The sequence below is a fragment of the Streptomyces canus genome (assembly GCF_030816965.1).
GTDB classification, from domain to species: domain Bacteria; phylum Actinomycetota; class Actinomycetes; order Streptomycetales; family Streptomycetaceae; genus Streptomyces; species Streptomyces canus_E.
The window spans coordinates 6,110,497-6,133,300 of sequence record NZ_JAUSYQ010000002.1; the positions used below are offsets into that span (position 1 = coordinate 6,110,497).

Consider the following 22,804-nt stretch of genomic DNA (forward strand, 5'->3'; position numbering starts at 1 on the left):
CACCCGGTCGGATGCGGTACGTTGGGGGACGCACAAAGGGTCGTAGCTCAATTGGTAGAGCACCGGTCTCCAAAACCGGCGGTTGGGGGTTCAAGTCCCTCCGGCCCTGCTACACACACCTTCGCCAGGATGTGTGCGCATGTACGTACAGCAATGCACCGCCGTGCGGCTCCAACCGGGCGCGGCACGGCCACGACCCGGGAACAGGTGAGGACGAATGGCGGACGCCGTGGGCTCCATTGATACGCCTGATGCCCAGGATGAGGCGCCGGAGTCCAAGAAGACCCGCAAGGGCGGCAAGCGTGCCAAGAAGGGCCCGCTGAAGCGCCTCGCGCTCTTTTACCGGCAGATCGTCGCAGAGCTCCGCAAGGTCGTCTGGCCGTCGCGGAACCAACTGACGACGTACACGACCGTGGTGATCGTCTTCGTCCTCGTCATGATCGGCCTGGTGACCGTGATTGACTATGGACTCAACCACGCCGCCAAGTACGTATTCGGCTGAGCACAGAGCGAAGGGCGCCGAGGTTACCGGCGCCCCTTTTCGCATGTTCCACCCCAAAGTATCCAGGAAGAAGCAGCCACCGTGTCTGACCAGAACCTGAACGACGCCATCGAGCCCGACGAGTCTGTCGACGACGAGCTCGACATCGTCGAGGGCGCGGACGAGGACCTGGACGAGGTCGAGGCTGCCGACGCCGAGGCGGGCGAGCCCGCCGAGGAATCCGCCCTCCACGTCGAGGACGAGTCCGGCGGTGACGTCGAGGCCGTCGAGGACGAGGACGAAGAAGACGTCGAGGAAGAGCCGGCCGAGCCGGTCGACCCCGTCGCCGCCCTGCGCGAGGAACTGCGGACCCTTCCCGGCGAGTGGTACGTCATCCACACCTACGCCGGTTACGAGAACCGCGTGAAGACCAACCTCGAACAGCGTGCCGTCTCGCTGAACGTCGAGGACTTCATCTTCCAGGCCGAGGTGCCGCAGGAAGAGGTCGCGCAGATCAAGAACGGCGAGCGCAAGACCATCCGCCAGAACAAGCTCCCCGGCTACGTGCTGGTGCGCATGGACCTGACGAACGAGTCCTGGGGCGTCGTCCGCAACACCCCCGGCGTCACCGGCTTCGTGGGCAACGCCTACGACCCGTACCCGCTGACCCTGGACGAGATCGTCAAGATGCTCGCCCCGGAGGCCGAGGAGAAGGCCGCCCGCGAGGCCGCCGAGGCCGAGGGCAAGCCGGCTCCGGCCCGCAAGGTCGAGGTCCAGGTACTGGACTTCGAGGTCGGCGACTCGGTCACCGTCACCGACGGCCCCTTCGCCACCCTCCAGGCCACGATCAACGAGATCAACGCCGACTCGAAGAAGGTCAAGGGCCTCGTTGAGATCTTCGGCCGCGAGACCCCGGTCGAGCTGAGCTTCGACCAGATCCAGAAGAACTGAGGTTCTGCGGACCGCATGCTTCCGAGCAGGTCAGACGGGCTTTCGCTGGGGGCACCGCCCGCTTGCGGGGGACTGTCTGACCTGCTCGGTTTTTGGCCGCGCATCTATACCCGCTATCGTTGTGCGGTATGCCTGCGTCCAGAGGAGCAATCTGGGCCCGGGTAGGACCCGAAGAGAGGAACCGGAGAGCTATGCCTCCCAAGAAGAAGAAGGTCACGGGGCTCATCAAGCTCCAGATCCAGGCCGGTGCCGCCAACCCGGCTCCGCCGGTCGGCCCCGCGCTGGGTCAGCACGGCGTCAACATCATGGAGTTCTGCAAGGCGTACAACGCCGCGACCGAGTCGCAGCGTGGCTGGGTGATCCCGGTGGAGATCACGGTCTACGAGGACCGCTCCTTCACCTTCATCACCAAGACGCCGCCGGCCGCCAAGATGATCCTCAAGGCCGCGGGCGTGGAGAAGGGCTCCGGCGAGCCGCACAAGACCAAGGTCGCCAAGATCACCCAGGCGCAGGTCCGCGAGATCGCCACCACCAAGATGCCCGACCTCAACGCCAACGACCTGGACGCCGCCGCGAAGATCATCGCCGGTACCGCGCGTTCCATGGGCGTCACGGTCGAGGGCTGAGCCCCAACCCCCGTACACAAGTAGAAGTGGCAGGGCCTGCTCGGCCCGTACCACGACTCCTTTCAGAACACACAGGAGCAGTTGTGAGCAAGCGCAGCAAGGCCCTTCGCGCTGCGGACGAGAAGATCGACCGGGAGAAGCTGTACGCCCCGCTCGAGGCCGTCCGTCTCGCCAAGGAGACCTCCACGTCCAAGTTCGACGGCACCGTCGAGGTCGCCTTCCGTCTGGGTGTCGACCCGCGCAAGGCCGACCAGATGGTCCGTGGCACCGTGAACCTCCCGCACGGCACCGGTAAGACCGCCCGGGTCCTGGTCTTCGCGACCGGTGACCGTGCCGAGGCCGCTCGTGCCGCGGGCGCCGACATCGTCGGCGCCGACGAGCTCATCGACGAGGTGTCGAAGGGCCGTCTGGACTTCGACGCCGTCGTCGCCACCCCGGACCTCATGGGCAAGGTCGGCCGCCTCGGCCGCGTGCTCGGTCCCCGTGGTCTCATGCCGAACCCCAAGACCGGCACCGTCACCCCCGATGTCACCAAGGCTGTCAACGACATCAAGGGCGGCAAGATCGAGTTCCGCGTCGACAAGCACTCGAACCTGCACTTCATCATCGGCAAGACGTCGTTCGACGACACCAAGCTGGTGGAGAACTACGGCGCGGCGCTGGAGGAGATCCTCCGTCTGAAGCCGTCCGCCGCCAAGGGGCGCTACATCAGGAAGGCCGCCATCAGCACCACGATGGGCCCCGGCATTCCGCTCGACTCCAACCGCACCCGCAACCTCCTCGTCGAGGAGGACCCGGCCGCGGTCTGAGACACCGGCAGGTTCCCGGGCCCCGCACCTTTCCAGGTGCGGGGCCCGTTCCCATGTGCGGGCGCTGTGCTCTGGGTTAGCGTGCGAGCAGGGCACTTGCACCAGGGGGACGCATGAAGAGGACGACGGTCTGGGTCACGACGGCCGCCGCGCTGACGGGACTGGCCGCCTGCACGTCCTCGGCCTCCTCCGAGGAGCCGGAGGACAAACGCCCCGCCTCTGCCCCCGCCGCCCTCCCGGCCCTGCGCACCGCCGAGCGCTCCACCGAGCGGGCCGAGACGGCCCGGGTGAGGTCCACCACCGTGATGGGCACCCAGCTGTCCCTCAGCGCCGACGGCGTCCTCGCCTGGCGCGACGGCCTCTCCGGCAACCTCACCATCGACTACACCGGCGGCACCGCGGCCGAGACGATGCGCGGCCTCGGCGTCACCTCCATGGAGGCCCGCTACCTCTCCGACGCCTACTACGCGCGCATGGGCGACACGTTCGCCGCGAAAATGGGCGGCAAGCACTGGCTCAGGTACGCCTACGACGACCTGAAGACCCTCGGCGGCGGCGCCGACCTCGCCGACCAGATGCGCTCCACCACCCCCAATCAGTCGGTGCGACTGCTGCTGGACTCCGGGGACGTGCGCGCGCTCGGCCGGGAGACCGTGGACGGCCAGGCCGCCACGCACTACTCCGGCACCGTGCGGGTCGAGGACGTCACCGACACCGAGCTCCGGCGGCGCCTCCAGGACGCCGACGTCACCGCCGAGACCGTCGACATCTGGATCAACGAGAAGAACCTCCTGGTCAAGAAGGTCGAGAAGACCAGCACGACGAACGGCCGGGTGACCCAGACCGCCCACTACAGCGACTACGGCGTCAAGGTCGCCGTACAGAAGCCGCCGGCCGCCGACACCGAGGACTTCAAGGCCCTCCTGTCACAGTCGAGCACCAACCCCACCTGAGCCGCAGGGAATTCGCGGATCCCTGGCGCCCCTCTCGGATAGGCTCGCGGTCTTGCTGTGAATCGACCATGTGTTCCTTGGGGGGAATCAATGGCTACTTCTGTACGACGTTCCGCGCACCGCCGGACCATCGGCGCGGGGCTCGCCGTGGCCCTCGCCGCGGGTGCGGTGAGCTGTTCCAAGGGGGGCGAGGAATCGCCCGAGATGACGCCCGCGGCGGCGGTCGCCAAGGCGGCGAAGAACACGGAGGAGATCACCTCCTTCCGTTACCGCATGAAGGGCGAGATGCCCGAGCAGGGGCAGGTGGTGGCCGAGGCCTCCATGCGGACCAAGCCCGACCTCGCGATGAGCATGAAGATGACCGCGCCCAAGCAGGGTTCCGCTGAGATCCGGCTCGTCGACAAGGCCATGTACATCGGCGGCAACGCCGAGCTGGCCAAGGAGATGGACGGCAAGAAGTGGATGAAGTTCGACCTGTCCGGGCTCGACAAGGACGGCGGCCTCGGCGCCACCGCGCCCGGCGCCGGCCAGGCCGACCAGAACCCGGCCTCCATGTCCTCCTTCCTCAACGGGGCCAAGGACGTGAAGAAGGTCGGCACCGAGACGGTCGACGGGGTCGAGACGACCCACTACGCGGGCGACGTCACGCTGGCCGAGCTCAAGGCCTCCTACAAGGACGCCGACAAGTCGGTCCGCGAGCAGCGCGAGAAGAGCACCGAGCAGCTGGAGAAGCTGGGCCTGGACAAGTTCACGATGGACATGTGGGTCGACGGTGAGGACCACGCCAAGCAGTTCCGTATGCAGGGTGACGCGGACAAGGGCAAGTTCGACATGACCTTCACCTTCCTCGACTACAACAAGCCCGTGACCGTCGAGGCGCCGCCCGCGAAGGACACCGCTGACCTGGCCGAGATGATGAAGGAACTCCAGAACAGCTGAGCGTCGTAGGACCGGATTTGCTTGACAGGGATCCGGTCACGTACGCTCCTACAGAAGCCAAAGACCGCTGGTCGTTGCTGTGTCCTCGCCGAGAGGGTGCAGTGGCCGAAGGATCCGCTGAAACCGCGGACGACCCGCGCAGGTGAATGTGGAAGTCGCTCCTGGACCACATGCATTGCGTATGTGATGCCGGTCGAGCTACGCCCCGTGCGCCTGCGCCGGGGCGTTTCGTTTGTTCAGCCCCTTCTGAGCGGTCCTCATCACCCGGAAGGAGGCCGACGCTCTATGGCAAGGCCCGACAAGGCTGCCGCGGTAGCCGAGCTGACGGAGCAGTTCCGCAGCTCGAACGCCGCCGTGCTGACCGAGTACCGGGGTCTCACCGTGGCGCAGCTCAAGACGCTGCGTCGTTCGCTCGGTGAGAACGCCCAGTACGCCGTGGTGAAGAACACGCTGACCAAGATTGCGGCCAACGAGGCCGGGATCACGACGCTCGACGACCTGTTCAACGGTCCGACGGCGGTCGCCTTCGTCACCGGTGACCCGGTGGAGTCGGCGAAGGGTCTTCGTGACTTCGCCAAGGACAACCCGAACCTCGTCATCAAGGGCGGTGTCCTTGACGGCAAGGCGCTGTCCGCCGACGAGATCAAGAAGCTTGCGGACCTCGAGTCCCGCGAGGTTCTGCTCGCCAAGCTGGCGGGTGCCTTCAAGGGCAAGCAGACTCAGGCTGCTCAGGTCTTCCAGGCGCTCCCGTCGAAGCTCGTCCGCACCGTGGACGCGCTTCGTGCCAAGCAGGACGAGCAGGGCGGTGCCGAGTAATTCGGCTCCCGAAATGATCGCTGCCTGAGGCTTCCCGCCTGAGGTGACGATCGTCGCGGGCCGAACGTACGCCCGCCAGACATGTACATACCGGCACCAGCCGAATTAGTGGAAGGATCGCCCATCATGGCGAAGCTCAGCCAGGAAGACCTGCTCGCGCAGTTCGAGGAGATGACCCTCATCGAGCTCTCCGAGTTCGTGAAGGCCTTCGAGGAGAAGTTCGACGTCACCGCTGCCGCCGCGGTCGCCGTCGCCGGCCCCGCCGGCCCGGCCGCTGCCGCCGAGGTCGCCGAGGAGCAGGACGAGTTCGACGTCATCCTCACGGGTGCCGGCGAGAAGAAGATCCAGGTCATCAAGGTCGTGCGTGAGCTGACCTCCCTGGGTCTGAAGGAGGCCAAGGACCTCGTGGACGGCGCCCCCAAGCCCGTTCTCGAGAAGGTCGCCAAGGACGCCGCCGAGAAGGCCGCCGAGTCCCTCAAGGGCGCCGGCGCCTCCGTCGAGGTCAAGTAACACCTCTCACAGGTCCCGCTGGACCTGTAACGCGTAAGCACCGAAGAGCGATCATCCATCTGGGTGGTCGCTCTTCGGCGTTCCTGGGGGCGCGGCCACGGTTACCGTGCCGCCTCCTGGGCGGAGGGTATGGTGATCTTCGTCGTGTCTCCCGAACGTCCTGGTTCGGGCTGGGGGGCCTTGACGAACCGCACGCAGCGCGCAATTCTCAGGACGCGTCGCCAGAAAGAACGGTCCGAATCCGAGGCATGGATCGGTGACGAAGAGGGCAGTATCAACGTGCGTTGAGGGCGGCAGGCCGAGGACGTTGAGGGCAGCGAGAGTTTTTGAAGACTGGGCAGAAAAGCAGGGCTGGACATCAGTGCGCCAAGTGGCTACACTGACCCTTTGCGCTGCCTGTTAGTTGCCCCCTGCCCGTCACCAGGGGTCTACCCTCGCCTGAGCATCGATGATCGGACCATTTCTGACCTGGCCTTTCGGCCGAATCGGAGATACCTGTCTCTGTGCCGTGGATGAGGGTCCGGGGAGCGCGTAGTGAGTCCGAGCCCTCGGAAGGACCCCCTCTTGGCCGCCTCGCGCACTGCCTCGACCGCGAATACGAACAACGCCGCCAGCACCGCCCCGCTGCGCATCTCTTTTGCAAAGATCAAGGAGCCTCTCGAGGTTCCCAACCTGCTCGCGCTGCAGACCGAGAGCTTTGACTGGCTGCTCGGGAACACCGCTTGGCAGAGTCGGGTCGAGGAGGCTCTGGAGTCAGGTCAGGACGTCCCCACCAAGTCCGGTCTGGAGGAGATCTTCGAGGAGATCTCCCCGATCGAGGACTTCTCCGGGTCGATGTCGCTGACGTTCCGTGACCACCGTTTCGAGCCGCCGAAGAACAGCATCGACGAGTGCAAGGACCGCGACTTCACGTACGCGGCCCCGCTCTTCGTGACGGCCGAGTTCACCAACAACGAGACCGGCGAGATCAAGTCCCAGACGGTCTTCATGGGCGACTTCCCGCTCATGACCCACAAGGGCACCTTCGTCATCAACGGCACCGAGCGTGTCGTGGTGTCGCAGCTGGTCCGCTCGCCGGGCGTCTACTTCGACTCCTCCATCGACAAGACGTCCGACAAGGACATCTTCTCGGCCAAGATCATCCCCTCCCGGGGTGCCTGGCTGGAGATGGAGATCGACAAGCGCGACATGGTCGGTGTCCGTATCGACCGCAAGCGCAAGCAGTCCGTCACCGTGCTCCTGAAGGCTCTCGGCTGGACCACCGAGCAGATCCTCGAGGAGTTCGGCGAGTACGAGTCGATGCGCGCCACCCTGGAGAAGGACCACACCCAGGGCCAGGACGACGCGCTGCTCGACATCTACCGCAAGCTGCGTCCGGGCGAGCCCCCGACCCGTGAGGCCGCGCAGACGCTGCTCGAGAACCTCTACTTCAACCCGAAGCGCTACGACCTCGCCAAGGTCGGCCGTTACAAGGTCAACAAGAAGCTGGGTGCGGAGGCTCCGCTCGACGCGGGCATCCTGACCGTCGAGGACATCATCTCGACGATCAAGTACCTGGTGAAGCTGCACGCGGGCGAGACCGAGACGGTCGGCGACAGCGGCACGAACATCGTCGTCGAGACCGACGACATCGACCACTTCGGCAACCGTCGTCTGCGCAGCGTCGGCGAGCTCATCCAGAACCAGGTCCGCACGGGTCTGGCTCGTATGGAGCGCGTCGTGCGTGAGCGCATGACGACCCAGGACGTCGAGGCGATCACGCCGCAGACCCTGATCAACATCCGGCCGGTCGTCGCCTCCATCAAGGAGTTCTTCGGCACCAGCCAGCTGTCGCAGTTCATGGACCAGAACAACCCGCTGTCGGGTCTCACCCACAAGCGCCGTCTGTCGGCTCTTGGCCCGGGTGGTCTCTCCCGTGAGCGGGCCGGCTTCGAGGTCCGCGACGTGCACCCGTCCCACTACGGGCGCATGTGTCCGATCGAGACGCCCGAAGGCCCGAACATCGGTCTGATCGGTTCGCTCGCCTCCTACGGCCGCGTCAACGCGTTCGGCTTTGTGGAGACGCCGTACCGCAAGGTCGTCGAGGGCATCGTCACCGACGACGTCGACTACCTGACGGCCGACGAGGAGGACCGCTTCGTCATCGCGCAGGCCAACGCCACGCTCGACGACGACATGCGCTTCACCGAGAACCGCGTCCTGGTCCGCCGTCGTGGCGGCGAGGTCGACTACGTCCCCGGTGACGACGTGGACTACATGGACGTCTCGCCGCGCCAGATGGTGTCGGTCGCGACCGCCATGATCCCGTTCCTCGAGCACGACGACGCCAACCGTGCCCTCATGGGCGCGAACATGATGCGCCAGGCCGTGCCGCTGATCAAGTCCGAGGCCCCGCTCGTCGGCACCGGCATGGAGTACCGCTCCGCCGTCGACGCCGGTGACGTGGTCAAGGCCGAGAAGGCGGGTGTGGTCCAGGAGGTCTCCGCGGACTACATCACCACCGCCAACGACGACGGCACGTACATCACGTACCGCCTGGCCAAGTTCGCCCGCTCCAACCAGGGCACCTCGGTCAACCAGAAGGTCATCATCGACGAGGGCGACCGCGTCATCGAGGGCCAGGTCCTCGCCGACGGCGCGGCCACCGAGAACGGCGAGATGGCGCTCGGCAAGAACCTGCTCGTGGCGTTCATGCCGTGGGAGGGTCACAACTACGAGGACGCGATCATCCTGTCGCAGCGCCTCGTGCAGGACGACGTCCTCTCCTCGATCCACATCGAGGAGCACGAGGTCGACGCCCGTGACACCAAGCTCGGCCCCGAGGAGATCACCCGGGACATCCCGAACGTCTCCGAGGAGGTCCTCGCCGACCTCGACGAGCGCGGCATCATCCGCATCGGTGCCGAGGTCATCGCCGGTGACATCCTCGTCGGCAAGGTCACGCCCAAGGGCGAGACCGAGCTGACGCCGGAGGAGCGCCTGCTGCGCGCGATCTTCGGTGAGAAGGCCCGTGAGGTCCGTGACACCTCGCTGAAGGTGCCGCACGGCGAGACCGGCAAGGTCATCGGTGTGCGCGTCTTCGACCGCGAGGAGGGCGACGAGCTTCCCCCCGGTGTGAACCAGCTGGTGCGCGTGTACGTGGCGCAGAAGCGCAAGATCACCGACGGTGACAAGCTCGCCGGCCGTCACGGCAACAAGGGTGTCATCTCGAAGATCCTGCCCATCGAGGACATGCCGTTCCTCGAGGACGGGACCCCGGTCGATATCATCCTCAACCCGCTCGGTGTGCCGTCCCGAATGAACCCGGGACAGGTTCTGGAGATCCACCTCGGCTGGCTCGCCAGCCGCGGCTGGGACGTCTCCGGGCTCGCCGAGGACTGGGCGCAGCGGCTCCAGGTGATCGGCGCCGACCGGGTCGACCCGGGCACCAACGTCGCCACCCCGGTGTTCGACGGTGCGCGTGAGGACGAGCTCGCGGGTCTGCTCAACCACACCATCCCGAACCGCGACGGCGAGCGCATGGTGCAGCCGACCGGTAAGGCGAGGCTGTTCGACGGCCGCTCCGGCGAGCCGTTCCCGGAGCCGATCTCGGTCGGCTACATGTACATCCTCAAGCTCCACCACCTGGTCGACGACAAGCTGCACGCCCGTTCGACCGGCCCGTACTCGATGATCACCCAGCAGCCGCTGGGTGGTAAGGCCCAGTTCGGTGGCCAGCGCTTCGGTGAGATGGAGGTGTGGGCGCTGGAGGCATACGGCGCCGCCTACGCCCTCCAGGAGCTGCTGACCATCAAGTCCGACGACGTCACCGGCCGCGTGAAGGTCTACGAGGCCATCGTCAAGGGCGAGAACATCCCCGAGCCCGGCATCCCCGAGTCCTTCAAGGTGCTCATCAAGGAGATGCAGTCCCTGTGCCTCAACGTGGAGGTGCTGTCCTCGGACGGCATGTCCATCGAGATGCGCGACACCGACGAGGACGTCTTCCGCGCTGCCGAAGAGCTCGGCATCGACCTGTCCCGGCGCGAGCCGAGCAGCGTCGAAGAGGTCTGACGGGAGTCCGGCCGGAGGACCTGGTGAGGAACCTCCGGCCGGCCCCTGGACCCCCGTTTCAGACCCCAAGACTTACAACCCTGAGAGGGATTGACGCATAGTGCTCGACGTCAACTTCTTCGATGAGCTCCGGATCGGCCTGGCCACCGCCGACGACATCCGTCAGTGGAGCCACGGCGAGGTCAAGAAGCCCGAGACGATCAACTACCGCACGCTCAAGCCCGAAAAGGACGGACTCTTCTGCGAGAAGATCTTCGGTCCGACCCGGGACTGGGAGTGCTACTGCGGCAAGTACAAGCGTGTCCGGTTCAAGGGCATCATCTGTGAGCGCTGCGGCGTCGAGGTCACTCGCGCCAAGGTGCGTCGTGAGCGGATGGGCCACATCGAACTGGCCGCCCCCGTCACCCACATCTGGTACTTCAAGGGCGTTCCGTCGCGCCTCGGCTACCTGCTCGATCTCGCCCCGAAGGACCTGGAGAAGGTCATCTACTTCGCGGCGTACATGATCACGTACGTCGACGAGGAGCGCCGCACCCGCGACCTGCCCTCCCTGGAGGCGCACGTCTCCGTGGAGCGTCAGCAGGTCGAGAACCGGCGTGACGCCGACCTCGAGGCCCGCGCCAAGAAGCTGGAAAGCGACCTGGCCGAGCTGGAGGCCGAGGGCGCCAAGGCCGACGTGCGCCGCAAGGTGCGCGAGGGTGCCGAGCGTGAGATGAAGCAGCTGCGCGACCGTGCGCAGCGCGAGATCGACCGTCTCGACGAGGTGTGGACCCGCTTCAAGAACCTCAAGGTCCAGGACCTCGAGGGCGACGAGCTGCTCTACCGCGAGCTGCGGGACCGCTTCGGCACGTACTTCGACGGTTCGATGGGTGCCGCGGCGCTGCAGAAGCGCCTGGAGTCCTTCGACCTCGACGAGGAGGCCGAGCGCCTCCGCGAGATCATCCGTACCGGCAAGGGCCAGAAGAAGACCCGTGCGCTGAAGCGGCTGAAGGTCGTGTCTGCCTTCCTGCAGACCTCCAACAGCCCCAAGGGCATGGTTCTCGACTGCGTCCCGGTCATCCCGCCGGACCTTCGCCCGATGGTGCAGCTGGACGGTGGCCGCTTCGCGACCTCCGACCTGAACGACCTGTACCGCCGTGTGATCAACCGCAACAACCGCCTGAAGCGACTCCTTGACCTCGGTGCGCCCGAGATCATCGTGAACAACGAGAAGCGCATGCTTCAGGAGGCCGTCGACGCGCTCTTCGACAACGGCCGTCGTGGTCGCCCGGTCACGGGCCCCGGCAACCGTCCGCTGAAGTCGCTGTCCGACATGCTCAAGGGCAAGCAGGGCCGCTTCCGTCAGAACCTGCTCGGCAAGCGTGTGGACTACTCCGCGCGTTCCGTGATCGTCGTCGGTCCGCAGCTGAAGCTGCACCAGTGCGGTCTGCCGAAGGCGATGGCGCTGGAGCTGTTCAAGCCGTTCGTGATGAAGCGCCTGGTCGACCTGAACCACGCGCAGAACATCAAGAGCGCCAAGCGCATGGTGGAGCGCGGCCGCACGGTCGTGTACGACGTCCTCGAAGAGGTCATCGCCGAGCACCCGGTGCTGCTGAACCGTGCGCCCACCCTGCACCGCCTCGGCATCCAGGCCTTCGAGCCGCAGCTGGTCGAGGGCAAGGCCATCCAGATCCACCCGCTCGTCTGCACCGCGTTCAACGCGGACTTCGACGGCGACCAGATGGCCGTACACCTTCCGCTGTCCGCGGAGGCGCAGGCCGAGGCCCGCATCCTGATGCTGTCCTCGAACAACATCCTCAAGCCCGCCGACGGCCGTCCGGTGACGATGCCGACCCAGGACATGGTCCTCGGTCTGTTCTTCCTCACCACCGACGGTGAGCTGCGTGACACCAAGGGCGAGGGCCGGTCCTTCGGCTCCACGGCCGAGGCGATCATGGCGTTCGACGCCGGCGAGCTCGCGCTCCAGTCGCAGGTCGACATCCGCTTCCCGGTGGGCACCATCCCGCCGCGTGGCTGGACGCCGCCGGCGCGGGAGGAGGGCGACCCGGAGTGGCAGCAGGGTGACACCTTCCGCCTGCGCACCACCCTGGGCCGCGCGCTCTTCAACGAGCTGCTGCCCGAGGACTACCCGTTCGTCGACTACTCGGTGGGCAAGAAGCAGCTCTCCGAGATCGTCAACGACCTGGCCGAGCGCTACCCCAAGGTCATCGTGGCGGCGACGCTCGACAACCTGAAGGCGGCCGGCTTCTACTGGGCGACCCGTTCCGGTGTCACCGTGGCCATCTCCGACGTCGTCGTTCCCGAGGCGAAGAAGGAGATCGTCAAGGGCTACGAGGCGCAGGACGAGAAGGTCCAGAAGCAGTACGAGCGCGGTCTGATCACCAAGGAAGAGCGCACTCAGGAGCTCATCGCGATCTGGACCAAGGCGACCAACGAGGTTGCCGAGGCGATGAACGCGAACTTCCCCAAGACGAACCCCATCTTCATGATGGTTGACTCGGGTGCCCGAGGAAACATGATGCAGATGCGGCAGATCGCCGGTATGCGTGGTCTGGTGTCGAACGCCAAGAACGAGACGATCCCGCGTCCGATCAAGGCGTCCTTCCGCGAGGGCCTGTCCGTGCTGGAGTACTTCATCTCCACGCACGGTGCCCGTAAGGGTCTGGCCGACACCGCCCTGCGTACTGCCGACTCGGGTTACCTGACCCGTCGTCTGGTGGACGTCTCGCAGGACGTCATCATCCGCGAGGAGGACTGCGGCACCGAGCGCGGCCTCCGGCTCCAGATCGCGGAGGTCGGCGCGGACGGTGTGCTGCGCAAGGCGGACAACGTCGAGACCAGCGTGTACGCCCGTGCGCTGGCCGAGGACATCACCGTCGACGGCAAGGTGCTGGCCCCGGCCAACACCGACCTCGGCGACGTCCTCATCGACGAGCTCGTCAAGCACGGTGTCTCCGAGGTCAAGACCCGCTCGGTCCTGACCTGCGAGTCCGCCGTCGGTACCTGCGCGATGTGCTACGGCCGCTCGCTGGCCACCGGCAAGCTGGTCGACATCGGTGAGGCGGTCGGCATCATCGCCGCCCAGTCCATCGGTGAGCCCGGTACCCAGCTGACGATGCGTACCTTCCACACTGGTGGTGTGGCCGGTGACGACATCACCCAGGGTCTGCCGCGTGTCGTCGAGCTCTTCGAGGCCCGTACCCCGAAGGGTGTCGCCCCGATCTCCGAGGCCCAGGGCCGCGTGCGGATCGAGGAGACCGAGAAGACCAAGAAGATCGTCATCACGCCGGACGACGGCAGCGACGAGACGGCGTTCCCGATCTCGAAGCGCGCCCGACTCCTGGTCAGCGAGGGCGAGCACGTCGAGGTGGGCCAGAAGCTCACCGTGGGTGCCACCAACCCGCACGACGTGCTGCGCATCCTGGGCCAGCGCGCCGTCCAGGTCCACCTGGTCGGCGAGGTCCAGAAGGTCTACAACTCGCAGGGTGTGTCGATCCACGACAAGCACATCGAGATCATCATCCGGCAGATGCTGCGCCGCGTGACGATCATCGAGTCCGGCGACGCCGAGCTGCTGCCCGGTGAGCTGGTCGAGCGCTCGAAGTTCGAGACCGAGAACCGTCGTGTGGTCCAGGAGGGCGGTCACCCGGCCTCCGGTCGTCCGCAGCTGATGGGTATCACCAAGGCCTCGCTGGCGACGGAATCCTGGCTGTCGGCCGCCTCCTTCCAGGAGACGACCCGAGTCCTGACGGATGCGGCGATCAACGCCAAGTCCGACAGCCTCATCGGCCTCAAGGAGAACGTCATCATCGGTAAGCTCATCCCGGCCGGTACGGGTCTGTCCCGCTACCGCAACATCCGGGTCGAGCCGACCGAGGAGGCCAAGGCCGCGATGTACTCGGCCGTCGGCTACGACGACATCGACTACTCGCCGTTCGGCACGGGGTCCGGCCAGGCTGTGCCGCTGGAGGACTACGACTACGGGCCGTACAACCAATAGGGCCTGCGTCTGAACGACTGAAGGGCGGTCACTCCGTTGCGTACGGGGTGGCCGCCCTTCGGCGTTCCGACGGCAACAGCGAGGCCCTGGGCCGGCCAGGAGCACGCACCACTCCTCGTGGGCCGTCACGAGGGCTCTGAGAGCGCCTTGAAGGCCCCGCCGGTCGCCCGGGAGCCCCGTGGGGGCGCCGGCGTCCGCAGCGTGGCGTACCGGTCGAGGAGGAGGGTGGTCCGTCCGGGCGTTTCCCGTTGGGGATGCGGGAACCTGTCCCGGTATCGGAGCGTTGGAGCATCATGGAGGCATTCGACCGCCCAGGGGGTGCTCCTGTGTCGCAACCGTCGTGGCAAGCATGGCAGGGCAAGGACGAGTCGCCGTCAGGACCGGGCAGGGACGGTCCGGCCGCCCGGCCCTGGACCGGCGCGCACGCACCTGTCGCGCGCCCCTGGCCCGCGTACCCCGTCCCGCAGGCACCGCCGAGTGCCTCCGCCATGCTCGCCTCGCACGCCGACCGTGAGCGTGCCGTCGATGTGCTTCGGGCCGGCTACGGGGAGGGGCGGCTGGAGAAGGACGAGTTCGACAAGCGGGTGGAGCGGGCGTACGGCGCCCGTACGGTCGGGGAGCTGGCGCTGCTCGTGTCCGATCTGCCGCTCGGCCCCATGCCCCAGCCGGCGCCCGTCACCGCCGTACCGCGGACCTTTCTGCCCGCCCCGCGGCCGCGGGCGAACGGGAAGGCGGTCGGAGCCGCGGTGTGCGGGCTGCTGTGTGTGCCGACCTTCGGGTTCACCGGGATCCCGGCGGTGATTCTCGGGCACGCGGCGCGCGCGGAGATCGACCGGACGGGAGAGGGCGGCGACGGGCTCGCGCTGACCGGCCTGGTGTTCGGCTGGCTGTCGATCGCCGCGTGGTCGATCGTGATGACGCTGCTGATCGCCGTGGGGCTCGCCTCCGGGTGAGTCTCGTGGGCGGAGGGCCGGTCGGCGTCCGAGGGGTCGGCTTTCGCGTGTGCGGAGTGTGAAATCGAAGATCATCCACGGCGTAGGGGCTTGACACCGGTCGCCCCGAGAGGTTGCCGCCGTCCATGTGTTTTGACCGGAGCGAATCAGCTGGGTACGCTCAGACCTTGTGCCTGGGGTGTGCCCTGGCTCTCGTGCGTGCCTTCAACCGCACTAGGGGAGCCTCGAGCGGCCACCGCAATCTGCGCCCTTTTCGCCTCGCGGCGGGAGTCCGCCGGATTCGACACACCCGACCGCGTGGGTCGGCGACGTTCCAGGTTAGCTTCACCATCGGCACACAGAAACCGGAGAAGTAGTGCCTACGATCCAGCAGCTGGTCCGGAAGGGCCGGCAGGACAAGGTCGAGAAGAACAAGACGCCCGCACTCGAGGGTTCCCCTCAGCGTCGTGGCGTCTGCACGCGTGTGTTCACGACCACCCCGAAGAAGCCGAACTCGGCCCTGCGTAAGGTCGCGCGTGTGCGTCTGACCAGCGGGATCGAAGTCACCGCTTACATTCCGGGTGAGGGACACAACCTGCAGGAGCACTCCATCGTGCTCGTGCGTGGCGGTCGTGTGAAGGACCTGCCCGGTGTTCGCTACAAGATCATCCGCGGTTCGCTCGACACCCAGGGTGTCAAGAACCGCAAGCAGGCCCGCAGCCGCTACGGCGCCAAGAAGGAGAAGTAGAAATGCCTCGTAAGGGCCCCGCCCCGAAGCGCCCGGTCATCATCGACCCGGTCTACGGTTCTCCTCTGGTGACCTCCCTCATCAACAAGGTGCTGCTGAACGGCAAGCGCTCCACCGCCGAGCGCATCGTGTACGGCGCCATGGAGGGCCTGCGCGAGAAGACCAGCAATGACCCGGTCATCACGCTGAAGCGCGCGCTGGAGAACATCAAGCCGACCCTCGAGGTCAAGTCCCGCCGTGTCGGTGGCGCGACCTACCAGGTCCCGATCGAGGTCAAGCCGGGCCGTGCGAACACGCTCGCCCTGCGCTGGCTGGTCGGTTACTCCCGCGCCCGTCGCGAGAAGACGATGACCGAGCGTCTGCTCAACGAGCTTCTCGACGCTTCGAACGGCCTCGGTGCGGCCGTCAAGAAGCGTGAGGACACCCACAAGATGGCCGAGTCCAACAAGGCCTTCGCGCACTACCGCTGGTAGTCGCAGACCCCCTCGAGACCGAGAGAAGACCGAAGCCTTATGGCTACCACTTCACTTGACCTGGCCAAGGTCCGCAACATCGGGATCATGGCCCACATCGACGCGGGCAAGACGACCACCACCGAGCGGATCCTCTTCTACACCGGCGTCAGCTACAAGATCGGTGAGGTCCACGACGGCGCCGCCACCATGGACTGGATGGAGCAGGAGCAGGAGCGTGGCATCACGATCACCTCTGCTGCCACCACCTGTCACTGGCCGCTCGAGGACAACGACTACACGATCAACATCATCGACACCCCGGGGCACGTCGACTTCACGGTCGAGGTGGAGCGTTCGCTCCGCGTGCTCGACGGTGCCGTCACGGTGTTCGACGGTGTCGCCGGTGTCGAGCCGCAGTCCGAGACCGTGTGGCGTCAGGCCGACCGTTACGGCGTGCCGCGCATCTGCTTCGTGAACAAGCTGGACCGTACCGGCGCCGAGTTCCACCGCTGTGTGGACATGATCTCGGACCGTCTGGGCGCCGTCCCGCTCGTCATGCAGCTGCCGATCGGCGCCGAGATGGACTTCAAGGGCGTTGTGGACCTGGTCCGCATGAAGGCGCTCGTGTGGTCCGCCGAGGCGGCGAAGGGCGAGATGTACGACGTCGTCGACATCCCGGCCACGCACACCGAGGCCGCCGAGGAGTACCGCGGCAAGCTGGTCGAGGCCGTCGCGGAGAACGACGACGAGATCATGGAGCTGTTCCTGGAGGGCCAGGAGCCCACCGAGGAGCAGCTGTACGCCGCGATCCGTCGCATCACCATCGCGTCCGGCAAGTCCGACGGCGTCACGGTCACCCCGGTGTTCTGTGGCACCGCGTTCAAGAACAAGGGCGTCCAGCCCCTGCTCGACGCGGTCGTGCGCTACCTGCCGACCCCGCTCGACGTCGAGGCCATCGAGGGCCACGACGTGAAGGACCCCGAGCTGGTCGTCAAGCGCAAGCCGTCCGACGACGAGCCGCTGTCCGCGCTGGCGTTCAAGATCATGAGCGACCCGCACCTCGGCAAGCTCACCTTCGTCCGGATCTACTCCGGTCGCCTGGAGTCCGGCACCGCGGTGCTGAACTCCGTCAAGGGCAAGAAGGAGCGCATCGGCAAGATCTACCGCATGCACGCGAACAAGCGTGAGGAGATCGAGTCGGTGGGCGCCGGCGACATCGTCGCCGTCATGGGCCTGAAGCAGACCACCACCGGTGAGACGCTGTCCGACGACAAGAACCCGGTGATCCTGGAGTCCATGGACTTCCCGGCGCCGGTCATCCAGGTCGCCATCGAGCCCAAGTCCAAGGGTGACCAGGAGAAGCTGGGTGTCGCCATCCAGCGTCTCGCGGAGGAGGACCCCTCCTTCCAGGTCCACTCGGACGAGGAGACCGGCCAGACCATCATCGGTGGTATGGGCGAGCTGCACCTCGAGGTGCTGGTCGACCGTATGCGCCGTGAGTTCAAGGTCGAGGCCAACGTCGGTAAGCCGCAGGTCGCCTACCGTGAGACGATCCGCAAGGCCGTCGAGCGCGTCGACTACACGCACAAGAAGCAGACTGGTGGTACCGGCCAGTTCGCCAAGGTGCAGATCGCGATCGAGCCGATCGAGGGCGGCGACGCCTCGTACGAGTTCGTGAACAAGGTGACCGGTGGTCGTATCCCGAAGGAGTACATCCCTTCGGTCGACGCCGGTGCGCAGGAGGCCATGCAGTTCGGCATCCTCGCCGGGTACGAGATGACGGGCGTCCGCGTCACGCTTCTCGACGGTGCCTACCACGAGGTCGACTCCTCCGAGCTCGCGTTCAAGATCGCAGGCTCGCAGGCCTTCAAGGAGGCCGCGCGCAAGGCCAGCCCCGTGCTGCTCGAGCCGATGATGGCCGTCGAGGTCACCACGCCCGAGGACTACATGGGTGAGGTCATCGGCGACATCAACTCCCGCCGTGGCCAGATCCAGGCCATGGAGGAGCGGGCCGGTGCCCGCGTCGTGAAGGGCCTCGTGCCCCTCTCGGAGATGTTCGGCTACGTCGGAGACCTCCGCAGCAAGACGTCGGGTCGCGCAAGCTACTCGATGCAGTTCGACTCCTACGCCGAGGTTCCGCGGAACGTCGCCGAGGAGATCATCGCGAAGGCCAAGGGCGAGTAACGCACCGCGTTCGCACGCTTTAGGCTTGACTCCGGAGCCCGGAGGGGCATTCACCCGCATTTGCGGGGGGAGTGCCCCCGGGCCGAGGCTTTCCAGCAAAGATCACCTGGCGCCGATGAAGCAAGGCGTTCAGAACCACTCCACAGGAGGACCCCGTGGCGAAGGCGAAGTTCGAGCGGACTAAGCCCCACGTCAACATCGGCACCATTGGTCACATCGACCACGGTAAGACGACCCTTACGGCCGCCATTACCAAGGTGCTGCACGACGCGTACCCCGACCTGAACGAGGCCTCGGCGTTCGACCAGATCGACAAGGCTCCCGAGGAGCGCCAGCGCGGTATCACCATCTCCATCGCGCACGTCGAGTACCAGACCGAGACGCGTCACTACGCCCACGTCGACTGCCCCGGTCACGCGGACTACATCAAGAACATGATCACGGGTGCGGCGCAGATGGACGGCGCCATCCTCGTGGTCGCCGCCACCGACGGCCCGATGCCGCAGACCAAGGAGCACGTGCTCCTGGCCCGCCAGGTCGGCGTTCCCTACATCGTCGTCGCCCTGAACAAGGCCGACATGGTGGACGACGAGGAGATCCTGGAGCTCGTCGAGCTCGAGGTGCGTGAGCTCCTCTCCGAGTACGAGTTCCCGGGCGACGACCTGCCGGTCGTCAAGGTCTCGGCGCTCAAGGCGCTCGAGGGTGACAAGGAGTGGGGCCAGACCGTCCTCGACCTGATGAAGGCCGTCGACGAGTCCATCCCGCAGCCCGAGCGTGACGTCGACAAGCCGTTCCTGATGCCGATCGAGGACGTCTTCACGATCACCGGTCGTGGCACCGTCGTCACCGGTCGTATCGAGCGTGGTGTCCTCAAGGTCAACGAGACCGTCGACATCATCGGCATCAAGACCGAGAAGACCACCACCACGGTCACCGGTATCGAGATGTTCCGCAAGCTGCTCGACGAGGGCCAGGCCGGTGAGAACGTCGGTCTGCTCCTCCGTGGCATCAAGCGCGAGGACGTCGAGCGCGGCCAGGTCATCATCAAGCCGGGCTCGGTCACCCCGCACACCGAGTTCGAGGCGCAGGCCTACATCCTGTCCAAGGACGAGGGTGGCCGCCACACGCCGTTCTTCAACAACTACCGTCCGCAGTTCTACTTCCGTACGACGGACGTGACCGGCGTGGTGACCCTCCCCGAGGGCACCGAGATGGTCATGCCGGGTGACAACACCGAGATGAAGGTGGAGCTCATCCAGCCCGTCGCCATGGAAGAGGGCCTGAAGTTCGCCATCCGTGAGGGTGGTCGCACGGTGGGCGCCGGCCAGGTCACCAAGATCAACGCCTGATCTTGACCCGGTAGGTCTCTGAAGGGGCCCGTACGACTTCGGTCGTACGGGCCTTTTCGCATGCGCGGGTTCGGATGCGGGCGACGGTTGCCGCACGGGATGTCCGAGGGCTTCTGCGACGGCGTCGAGCTCCGGCTCGTCGAACGGCGCCTGGTCCGGATCCCGTACGGCGATCTCGAACCGGGCGAACCCGCACGGTGCGCCTCGAGCAGATCCCGTACCACTCGTGGCCGATCGCCGCCGCAGGACGGGCAGTCGATCCGGGTCAGGTTGCCGCCGCAGTCGACGGCGGTGACGGTGTCGTACCAGTTCACGGCGATCGCGGTGCCGAAGCCGCCGCCGTCCTCGGGGGCCGGCCGGGTCACGAGTGCCGCGGAGCGGTCTCCGGCAGCGTGGTCGGGCCGCCAGTACGGGTCTGCCCCGGACAACCGAGTGGACGGTCTCGCTCACGGCTTCAGCCCGCCTGCGGGTCCGGCGCCGGCTGCGGGCCGACCGTCATGAGGGCGAGGGCCAGGCAGCGGACGATCGCGCCGGCCGCCAGGGCCGTGACGAAGGAGTCGACGTGCATGCCGTAGTCCAGCCGCGCGCTGATCCAGGAGACGAGGAGCCAGACCAGCGTGTCCTGGACGATGCCGATCGCGCCGAAGAGGATCCACGGGGACGTCCTGATGGCGCTCGGGTAGCAGTGGATGAGCTGACCGACGATCAGCAGGACCGAGCCGCTGAGGAGGAAGTCCCAGGAGGGGGTGTCGGCCACGGGGGAGACACCGGGGAGCAGGCCGGCGGCGAGGGCGGCTCCGGCGTAGGTGCCTGTGATGCGTCTTCGTTTGTACATGGCTGAGATCATCGGGACGGGCGTGACGTTCTGACAAGACGTCAAGTGAAGTCTGGGGGAACTCTGCGGAGCGGTTCGGCGAGGTTTGCGGCAACTCCCCGGCGCCGGTGGGGGAAATGTTCTTGTCTGGTCGCTGTGGGGTGGTGGTGAGGGTCGTAGCCTGAGGCGTCCGGTGGCCACTCCCGGCCCCGGATTTCCTCGCGAGGACGGACGGACACGCAGGTGTCGATGCAGGACGCGGAGCGCCGAACGTCGATACCCCGACGGGTCGTCAGCGACCTGCAGCAGCCGCTTCCGCCCCTCACCGTGCCCGCCCCGCCGGGGCAGCCCACCCGCGCCGCCCGGCACTCCGCCGTACGCGACCGCGCCGGCCGCCGGCTGTACGCCGTCGACGGCATCCGGCTCCTCGCCGCCCTGATGGTCGCCGTGCACCACTACGCGGGCACCCATCGCGTCGACCAGCCGGGCAACCGCATCTGGGACCGTCCGGTCTCCGACCTCATGCCGACGGTCTTCCGGTTCGCCTCCTACGGCTGGATCGGCGTCGAGATCTTCTTCGTGATCAGCGGCTTCGTCATCTGCATGTCCTGCTGGGGCCGTACCCCCAGACAGTTCTTCACGTCACGGGTGATCCGGCTGTATCCGGCGTACTGGTTCGCCATCGCGTTCACCACCACCGTCCTGATGCTGCTGCCCGGCGTATGGGACCGCCTGCGCATGCGGGACGTACTCCTCAACATCACGATGCTCCAGTCCGGTTCGGGCGTCATGAACGTCGACGGCGTCTACTGGACCCTCTGGTCGGAGCTGCGTTTCTACCTGCTGTTCCTGGTGGTCGTGTGGAGCGGCCTGACCTACCGCAAGGTCGTCGTGTTCTGCTGTGTGTGGGGCGCCGCGGCCATGCTCGCCCCGATCTCGGAGCTCCCCCTGCTGGAACTGGTCGCCAACCCCGAGGGCGCCTGGTACTTCATCGCGGGCCTCGCCCTCCATCTGATGCACCGCTTCGGCCAGGACCTGCTGCTGTGGGGCATCCTGGCGATGGCCTGGCTGATGGGCCAGCGCGAACTGGGCATCAGGATCGACGAGGTCGAGCATGTGTCGGGGTGGCGGGGGAGCGTGGCGATCTTCACCGTGTTCCTGCTCGTCATGGTCGCCATCGCCCTCGGCGCCACGGACCGCATCCGCTGGAAGTGGCTGGTGACGGCGGGCGCGCTGACGTATCCGCTGTATCTGATGCACTACGCGGCCGGTACGGCGGTCATCAACCGCCTGCGCGACACCATGGACGCCCGTCTGCTGGTCGTCTCCGTGATCGCCGGGTTCATGCTGCTGGGCTGGCTGGTGCACCGGCTCGTGGAACGGCCGGTGGCACGGCTGCTGAAGCGGGGCCTGGACACGTCGTTCGCGAGGCTGCGGAACGCGAACGCCTGAGTCCCGTACGGAGCTTCCCGGTTCCTCGGCCGGCCCGGCCGGTGTTTGATCTGCGTCACTCCCGGGGTATGGTCTCCGGCTCGATTGGCCAGGCCCCTGCCCCGTATGGCAGACTAGCGGGGTTGCTCGGTCGAGTGTTGATGCTGCGCGCCTCCCGCCGGGAGGCCTGGAAGCGAGTCCCACAGTACTCGTCGCCCTAACTGCCACATGGCAGCGCTGGGGCGGACGTACGGGAATCTTCCGGGAAGTGGAGTGCGGCACTGGCCAGGCGCCCGGTGAACTCTTTCCCAGATCAGGGATGTTCGAACAAGGGACATCTGTGTCAGTGAGAGTGCGACACGCCCGACCGCGTGGGTCGGCGAAAGTCACGGAACACCGGGTTCCAGAGCTGTAAAAGAGACAGGACTACGGAGTAGCCATGGCGGGACAGAAGATCCGCATCCGGCTCAAGGCCTACGACCACGAGGTCATCGACTCCTCGGCGAAGAAGATCGTCGAGACGGTGACGCGCACTGGTGCGTCGGTCGCGGGCCCGGTGCCGCTGCCCACTGAGAAGAACGTGTACTGCGTCATCAAGTCGCCGCACAAGTACAAGGACTCGCGCGAGCACTTCGAGATGCGCACGCACAAGCGTCTGATCGACATCCTCGACCCGACCCCCAAGACCGTTGACTCTCTGATGCGACTCGACCTCCCGGCCGGTGTCGACATCGAGATCAAGCTCTGAGGCCGGTG

Annotated in this window: 18 protein-coding genes and 1 tRNA gene; 18 read left to right on the top strand and 1 reads right to left on the bottom strand. The window is 66.5% G+C overall.

Annotated elements, in window-relative coordinates:
* Nucleotides 1-36: 36 nt before the first annotated feature.
* From QF027_RS29155 to tuf, 16 genes are all read left to right on the top strand, one after another.
* Nucleotides 37-109, top strand: a tRNA-Trp gene (locus QF027_RS29155).
* 108 nt (nt 110-217) lie between these two features.
* On the top strand, nt 218-502 hold the full coding sequence (gene secE, locus QF027_RS29160) for a preprotein translocase subunit SecE (RefSeq protein WP_057607929.1): 285 nt from the start codon (nt 218-220) through the stop codon (nt 500-502).
* Between the two features lie 81 nt (nt 503-583).
* A complete protein-coding gene (gene nusG / locus QF027_RS29165) occupies nt 584-1,432 on the top strand; it encodes a transcription termination/antitermination protein NusG (protein ID WP_306977581.1) in 849 nt (282 codons plus the stop codon).
* A gap of 191 nt (nt 1,433-1,623) precedes the next feature.
* Entirely contained in the window at nt 1,624-2,058 is a 435-nt protein-coding gene (gene rplK / locus QF027_RS29170) for a 50S ribosomal protein L11 (RefSeq protein WP_007384044.1), read from the top strand.
* An 83-nt stretch (nt 2,059-2,141) separates the two neighbouring features.
* Nucleotides 2,142-2,867, top strand: coding sequence for a 50S ribosomal protein L1 (gene rplA / locus QF027_RS29175; protein ID WP_062047706.1), 726 nt, complete (start codon nt 2,142-2,144; stop codon nt 2,865-2,867).
* Nucleotides 2,868-2,980: 113 nt separating this feature from the next.
* Nucleotides 2,981-3,820 (top strand): hypothetical protein, encoded by an 840-nt coding sequence (locus tag QF027_RS29180; protein ID WP_306977579.1) that lies wholly within the window; start codon nt 2,981-2,983, stop codon nt 3,818-3,820.
* A 90-nt stretch (nt 3,821-3,910) separates the two neighbouring features.
* Entirely contained in the window at nt 3,911-4,759 is an 849-nt protein-coding gene (locus tag QF027_RS29185; protein ID WP_306977578.1) for a DUF1396 domain-containing protein, read from the top strand.
* A 285-nt stretch (nt 4,760-5,044) separates the two neighbouring features.
* Entirely contained in the window at nt 5,045-5,575 is a 531-nt protein-coding gene (rplJ, locus tag QF027_RS29190; protein ID WP_266521127.1) for a 50S ribosomal protein L10, read from the top strand.
* A 126-nt stretch (nt 5,576-5,701) separates the two neighbouring features.
* Nucleotides 5,702-6,085, top strand: a complete 384-nt coding sequence (gene rplL / locus QF027_RS29195; RefSeq protein WP_306977573.1) for a 50S ribosomal protein L7/L12 — start codon at nt 5,702-5,704, stop codon at nt 6,083-6,085.
* A gap of 564 nt (nt 6,086-6,649) precedes the next feature.
* Nucleotides 6,650-10,135 (top strand): DNA-directed RNA polymerase subunit beta, encoded by a 3,486-nt coding sequence (gene rpoB, locus QF027_RS29200; protein WP_306977572.1) that lies wholly within the window; start codon nt 6,650-6,652, stop codon nt 10,133-10,135.
* A gap of 100 nt (nt 10,136-10,235) precedes the next feature.
* On the top strand, nt 10,236-14,135 hold the full coding sequence (locus tag QF027_RS29205) for a DNA-directed RNA polymerase subunit beta' (protein ID WP_306977570.1): 3,900 nt from the start codon (nt 10,236-10,238) through the stop codon (nt 14,133-14,135).
* Between the two features lie 326 nt (nt 14,136-14,461).
* Nucleotides 14,462-15,088 (top strand): DUF1707 and DUF4190 domain-containing protein, encoded by a 627-nt coding sequence (locus QF027_RS29210; protein WP_373430963.1) that lies wholly within the window; start codon nt 14,462-14,464, stop codon nt 15,086-15,088.
* 355 nt (nt 15,089-15,443) lie between these two features.
* Nucleotides 15,444-15,815, top strand: coding sequence for a 30S ribosomal protein S12 (rpsL, locus tag QF027_RS29215; protein WP_003948652.1), 372 nt, complete (start codon nt 15,444-15,446; stop codon nt 15,813-15,815).
* A gap of 2 nt (nt 15,816-15,817) precedes the next feature.
* Complete coding sequence (gene rpsG / locus QF027_RS29220; RefSeq protein WP_005481264.1) at nt 15,818-16,288, top strand: 30S ribosomal protein S7; 471 nt, start codon at nt 15,818-15,820, stop codon at nt 16,286-16,288.
* Between the two features lie 39 nt (nt 16,289-16,327).
* The gene (gene fusA, locus QF027_RS29225) at nt 16,328-18,454 is read left to right on the top strand and encodes an elongation factor G (RefSeq protein ID WP_306977567.1); all 2,127 of its coding nucleotides are present in this window, start codon (nt 16,328-16,330) and stop codon (nt 18,452-18,454) included.
* Between the two features lie 155 nt (nt 18,455-18,609).
* On the top strand, nt 18,610-19,803 hold the full coding sequence (gene tuf, locus QF027_RS29230) for an elongation factor Tu (RefSeq protein ID WP_057607917.1): 1,194 nt from the start codon (nt 18,610-18,612) through the stop codon (nt 19,801-19,803).
* Nucleotides 19,804-20,257: 454 nt separating this feature from the next.
* Here the strand turns inward: tuf and QF027_RS29235 are convergent, their stop codons facing one another.
* Nucleotides 20,258-20,638 (bottom strand): phage holin family protein, encoded by a 381-nt coding sequence (locus tag QF027_RS29235; protein WP_306977566.1) that lies wholly within the window; start codon nt 20,636-20,638, stop codon nt 20,258-20,260.
* A gap of 228 nt (nt 20,639-20,866) precedes the next feature.
* On the opposite strand from QF027_RS29235, the gene QF027_RS29240 reads away from it, so the two are divergent.
* Both QF027_RS29240 and rpsJ read left to right on the top strand, forming a co-directional pair.
* Nucleotides 20,867-22,069 carry an acyltransferase family protein gene (locus QF027_RS29240; protein ID WP_373432511.1) on the top strand — a complete coding sequence of 401 codons (1,203 nt, stop codon included), beginning with the start codon at nt 20,867-20,869 and terminating at the stop codon, nt 22,067-22,069.
* A 418-nt stretch (nt 22,070-22,487) separates the two neighbouring features.
* Nucleotides 22,488-22,796, top strand: coding sequence for a 30S ribosomal protein S10 (gene rpsJ, locus QF027_RS29245; RefSeq protein ID WP_003948644.1), 309 nt, complete (start codon nt 22,488-22,490; stop codon nt 22,794-22,796).
* Nucleotides 22,797-22,804 lie beyond the last annotated feature (8 nt).

Bases quoted from the DNA above. Each gene is read 5' to 3' on its own strand.
- secE (WP_057607929.1), top strand. From the start codon at position 218: ATGGCGGACGCCGTGGGCTCCATTGATACGCCTGATGCCCAGGATGAG.
- rplK (WP_007384044.1), top strand. From the start codon at position 1,624: ATGCCTCCCAAGAAGAAGAAGGTCACGGGGCTCATCAAGCTCCAGATC.
- QF027_RS29180 (WP_306977579.1), top strand. From the start codon at position 2,981: ATGAAGAGGACGACGGTCTGGGTCACGACGGCCGCCGCGCTGACGGGA.
- QF027_RS29185 (WP_306977578.1), top strand. From the start codon at position 3,911: ATGGCTACTTCTGTACGACGTTCCGCGCACCGCCGGACCATCGGCGCG.
- rplJ (WP_266521127.1), top strand. From the start codon at position 5,045: ATGGCAAGGCCCGACAAGGCTGCCGCGGTAGCCGAGCTGACGGAGCAG.
- rplL (WP_306977573.1), top strand. From the start codon at position 5,702: ATGGCGAAGCTCAGCCAGGAAGACCTGCTCGCGCAGTTCGAGGAGATG.
- rpsG (WP_005481264.1), top strand. From the start codon at position 15,818: ATGCCTCGTAAGGGCCCCGCCCCGAAGCGCCCGGTCATCATCGACCCG.
- fusA (WP_306977567.1), top strand. From the start codon at position 16,328: ATGGCTACCACTTCACTTGACCTGGCCAAGGTCCGCAACATCGGGATC.
- QF027_RS29235 (WP_306977566.1), bottom strand. From the start codon at position 20,638: ATGTACAAACGAAGACGCATCACAGGCACCTACGCCGGAGCCGCCCTC.
- QF027_RS29240 (WP_373432511.1), top strand. From the start codon at position 20,867: ATGCAGGACGCGGAGCGCCGAACGTCGATACCCCGACGGGTCGTCAGC.
- rpsJ (WP_003948644.1), top strand. From the start codon at position 22,488: ATGGCGGGACAGAAGATCCGCATCCGGCTCAAGGCCTACGACCACGAG.